We start from the raw sequence: 4,892 nt of genomic DNA on the forward strand, positions 1-4,892 counted from the left end.
CAAATACTATTAGTATAGCTAACAGAATTTGTCCAAGAACTTAGTAATTGGTTATAGTCTAGGACATTACTTTCAGTAAAGATATGAATACCTTTTAAGTTAAGATTTTCCAAAGAGTCTATCACTGCAATTTCTTTTATAGCTCGATCTTCATCTACACCAAATTTGCTGGAGGTACTAGCGATCGTTTGACTTTTTAGACTAGCTTCTCCACCATTAGTATCATTGTTCCCACACTTAGCCCCTCGTTCCCGAATTTCGCAACTCTGACTTGTTCTGTATAAGGGGGTTAATCCGAATTAATACATCTTGCTTTTTACTATACTTTTGAGCCAAATTATTCAAGCGACGAGCTTCGTTTAGTGATTCTAGTACAATGATGCCAATCCCTATTTCGATGGCTGTTGCTAGTTCTGAATTAGTTTTTCCTGGTCCTGTAAACACAATTTCTGGAGCTGAAAATCCTGTTTTGAGTGCTGCTTTCAATTCTCCCGTTGAACTGATATCTGCTCCACATCCTAATTGAGCCAATTTGTGACAGATAGTTAAATTGCTATTGGCCTTCAGAGTATAGAGAATATTAAAATTTGGGGGCAGGTAATCTCGTAGTTTGGCATATTGACGGCCAATTTTATTGAGATTATAGAGATATAAGGGAGTCTTGTATTGTTCTGACGCTATTTTTATTTCTTGCTGAGATAAGATAATTGGACGTACTCTATCTCCACTCAAATTAGTATTTTTCATAGAATTATACTGGGATTTTCTGGTTACTGAATGATTTTTAGTAGTTAGTAGATATCTCCATAAAAAAGGGAATAGGGAACAGGGGGAAATAATTGACAATTTCTGTACAATAATTGATTTTATTTTTTATTGTTGGAAATATCTAATAGTTAAAGATTTTTTTAGGAGAAAAGAAAGCCACTAATTCCTATCTAGACAAAATATAGATAACTCAAGCTAAGGAAAATATCAAGGGCAACAATATCATATCTTATCATAACGGTAGTGCATCAAAAGACAGGATTTACCCAAAAACCCAGTTTATTACGAGTACTAAAAATTTGTGCTAGACTCTCTAATACTAGAAGATACCCAAAATTAATCAAAATAGTTAAGCCTAATAGACAGGATTAAATAGATGACAAATCAACGAATTGCTGAAATATTAAGAAGCGGTAAACCTGATGAAAAAGTAACAATTCAAGGGTGGGTACGCACTAAGCGAGAGTTGAAAGAATTTGCTTTTGTAGAGGTTAATGACGGTTCATGTTTAGCTAACCTACAAGTGGTATTAAATCCTGATCTACCAAATTATCAAGAAAGTTTACAGCAACTGAATACAGGTGCATCAGTAGAAGTGAGTGGTATTTTGGTAGAGTCGCCAGCAAAGGGGCAAAGAATTGAACTTAAGGCAGAAAAGGCGATCGCTTATGGGGATGCTGATCCTGAAACATATCCTTTGCAGAAAAAACGTCATTCTTTTGAGTTTCTCCGTACTATTGCACATTTGCGAGGGCGCACTAATACTTATGGAGCAGTTTTTCGGGTAAGAAATGCTTGTGCTAATGCTGTGCATCAATTCTTTCAAGAACGAGGTTTTTTGTGGGTTCATACTCCTATTATTACTGCTAGTGACTGTGAAGGTGCAGGGGAAATGTTTACAGTTACTAATTTAGATTTAAAGAAAGTTCCTCTCACAGAAAAACAAGATATTGATTTTAGTCAAGACTTTTTTGGAAAGCCTGCTTTTCTAACAGTTAGCGGTCAGTTAGAAGCGGAAATTATGGCAACTGCTTTTAGTAATGTTTATACATTTGGTCCGACTTTTCGAGCAGAAAATTCTAATACTTCTCGACATTTAGCTGAGTTTTGGATGATTGAACCGGAGATGGCTTTTTGCGATTTAGTAGGAGATATGGATTTGGCTGAGGAATTTCTGAAACATATTTTTAAGTCTGTTTTAGAAAGTTGCCCGGAGGATATGGAATTTTTCAATAAACGGATTGATAAAACAGTTTTTGAAACGGCAGATACGATTATTAATAATAGTTTTGAAAGGATTACTTATACTGAGGCTGTTTCTTTGTTGGAAAAGACAGATAAAAAGTTTGAATATCCGGTAGAGTGGGGTTTAGATTTACAGTCGGAACATGAGCGTTATTTGTGTGAAGAATTGTTTAAAAAACCTGTAATTGTGACTGATTATCCAGCAAAAATTAAGGCTTTTTATATGCGTTTAAGTGATGATGGTAAGACGGTTAGGGCAATGGATGTTTTGGTGCCGAAAGTAGGGGAAATTATTGGCGGTTCTCAGAGGGAAGAACGTTTAGATATTTTGGAGAAAAGGATAGATGAACAGGAGATGAATAAGGAGGAATTATGGTGGTATTTGGATTTGCGTAGGTATGGTACTGTGCCTCATGCAGGGTTTGGTTTGGGATTTGAAAGAGTGGTGCAGTTTATGACAGGAATGGGGAATATTCGAGATGTGATTCCTTTTCCCAGGGCGCCTTTAACTGTGGATTTTTAAAGTTAGGAATTATTGGGAAAATAGAGGGGGGTTGCTGGGAAATAATTAGGGTTTGTTGAAAAAAGCAGAGTGTGGGACAAACCACTAACCCCTGCCAGGAGGGGAAGTGTCGGAAGGATTAGCCTATCGAATCTTGTCTACTCAAAATACCAACTTTTTGAGTTTTAGCCATCGAAAACCTGGCACTTTTTTCTACCTCCTGTAATTTACCAACGCCCTATTTTTTTAGTTTTTCGCTCTTTAAGATCAAACCATAAACTTCATGGGAGGTGAGGAGAATAAGAAACAAGTTGTGGAGAATTTAGAGTTTTAGGGTTGTGAATTTAATCGCAGAGTCGGCGATCGCTCTGACTAACATTAGGATTATTTTTCAGATAATCTCCCACCCACTCACAACCAAGTTTTACAAGATTTTCTAGATTGAGATTCCACAAAATTACTTTGCCATCTGTGCTGCCAGAAGCAATCATCTGACCATCTGGACTAAAACAAATACTATTGAGACCACGGCGATATCCTTGAAAAGTATGTAATTCCCTGCCATTAAGATTCCAAACCATCTAGACTCCAGAGTTTAATAGTTTCATCTTCACTAGCAGAAGCAATAACTTTCTGAGTCTTGCTAAAACTAATGCTATAAACTCTACCTGTATGACCATTAAGGGTTTTCAGTTCTCTGCCATCAATATTCCAAAGTTTAACAGTGCTATCATAACTAGCGGAAGCAATAGTTTGACCGTCAGGGCTAAAACTGACATTACTAACCTCATTGCTATGACCATTGAAAATATTTCGTTCTGTGCTTTTAACTCTCCAGAGTCTAATTGTATTGTCCCTAGAAGCAGAGGCAATAGTCTGACCATCTGGACTAAAACTGACGCTATAAATTCTATTACTGTGACCACGGAAAGTTTGTACTTCCTTGCCCTTAATATTCCAGAATTTAATGATTTTGTCAGCACTAGCAGAGGCAAGTATCTGACCATCAGGGCTAAAACTAACCGCATTTACCCAATCTCTGTTACCTCTAAAAGTTTGTAATTCTTTGCCATCTAAATTCCAGAGTTTGATAGTTGTGTCAGCACTGGCAGATGCAATCGTTTGACCATCTGGACTAAAACTGACGCTATTAACGTGATAAGTGTGCCCAATAAAGGTTTTCAGTTCCCTACCATCTAAACTCCAGAGTTTGATAGTTTTGTCACCACTGGCAGATGCAAGAGTTTGACCATCCGGACTAAAACTGATGCTAGAGACCCGATTTTTGTGTCCAATCAAAGTTTGTAACTCTCTACCATCTAAACTCCAAAGTTTAATAGTTTTATCAAAACTTCCAGAAGCAAGAGTTTGACCATCCGGACTGAAACTAACACTACTAACCAGATTCCTATGTTCTGTTGTAAAACTTTGTAATTCTGTTCCGTCAATACTCCAGAGTTTAATAGTTGTGTCCGCACCGGCAGATGCAAGTATCTGACCATCAGGATGGAAACAGATGCTATGGATGCGATCGTTATGTCCAGTAAAAGTTTTTAATTCTTTACCACTAAGACTCCAGAGTTTCAGAGAATTATCCCTACTACCAGAAGCAATCAAAGTACCATTAGGGCTGAAACAAACACTACTTACTCCATCTTTATGTCCTTCCAAACGATTACGCTCTTTGACTCCATAGACTGCCTGATGCAGTGCTGTTACCACCAGCATTTCAGCATCAGCTTTTGTTCTAATTGATTTGGACAATGATTGTAGAATTTTGGCTGCCCTCAATGCTTCTAGTAATGCTTCAAACTCTTGACCAGCGAGAAATAGTGTTTTTGAGGAGGCACTTTTGAGTAATACTTCTAATATCTGATTTGCCTCAGCTAATATTTGAGCTGCTTGTCTTTCTGCTGCCAATGTCCGTTGCATTTCGAGTTTATCTAGTTCTTGACTTGCCGTTAAAAACCGATAATCTTGCTCGCTCAAACTCTTCGCTGCTGCCCATGCTAGAGCTTCCTGTAAAGCTTGACCCCGCAAAAGTCGTGACTCATCCTGATAACCAGAAGCTAACCATGCAGCAAACGCTTCTGAATAAGGTCGTAAACCTGCTAATTCTTTCTCTACCCAAGTAACATTAAATACTGACTGATAAATTCGGTTAGCTACTATCAATTTACCTTCATATTTTACTACTAAACCAGTCAGTCGCAGTTCCATTTGTTCGGAACTATCATCTGCTACTACCTCCCCACTATTCAAAACTTGCTGATACAAACCTAATAACCGACTTGCTCGTTTTTCATTAACTAAAAGGCGATCGCTTATGGTCTTTAAATGTTCTGGGTCGTCATTTATTCGCCAATTTTCCAGAATT

At 37.6% G+C, this 4,892-nt stretch carries 3 protein-coding genes and 1 pseudogene; 1 reads left to right on the plus strand and 3 read right to left on the minus strand.

The features are described from left to right. Positions 1–237: 237 nt before the first annotated feature. The gene (locus F6K13_RS18330) at positions 238–747 is read right to left on the minus strand and encodes a hypothetical protein (RefSeq protein WP_287287956.1); all 510 of its coding nucleotides are present in this window, start codon (positions 745–747) and stop codon (positions 238–240) included. A gap of 397 nt (positions 748–1,144) precedes the next feature. Between F6K13_RS18330 and asnS the strand changes: the two genes are divergently transcribed. Continuing rightward, on the plus strand, positions 1,145–2,536 hold the full coding sequence (gene asnS / locus F6K13_RS18335) for an asparagine--tRNA ligase (protein WP_124142786.1): 1,392 nt from the start codon (positions 1,145–1,147) through the stop codon (positions 2,534–2,536). A 323-nt stretch (positions 2,537–2,859) separates the two neighbouring features. Here asnS and F6K13_RS18340 read toward each other — a convergent pair whose 3' ends face one another. Next, complete coding sequence (locus F6K13_RS18340) at positions 2,860–3,096, minus strand: WD40 repeat domain-containing protein (protein WP_240038737.1); 237 nt, start codon at positions 3,094–3,096, stop codon at positions 2,860–2,862. After that, positions 3,080–4,892: pseudogene (locus F6K13_RS18345) on the minus strand (hypothetical protein); the annotation flags it as partial. The pseudogene F6K13_RS18345 and the gene F6K13_RS18340, both read right to left, overlap by 17 nt.

Origin of the sequence: Okeania sp. SIO2B9, assembly GCF_010672505.1 — a bacterium.
Taxonomy (GTDB): Bacteria; Cyanobacteriota; Cyanobacteriia; order Cyanobacteriales; family Microcoleaceae; genus Okeania; species Okeania hirsuta.

Bases quoted from the DNA above. Each gene is read 5' to 3' on its own strand.
- F6K13_RS18330 (WP_287287956.1), bottom strand. From the start codon at position 747: ATGAAAAATACTAATTTGAGTGGAGATAGAGTACGTCCAATTATCTTA.
- asnS (WP_124142786.1), top strand. From the start codon at position 1,145: ATGACAAATCAACGAATTGCTGAAATATTAAGAAGCGGTAAACCTGAT.
- F6K13_RS18340 (WP_240038737.1), bottom strand. From the start codon at position 3,096: ATGGTTTGGAATCTTAATGGCAGGGAATTACATACTTTTCAAGGATAT.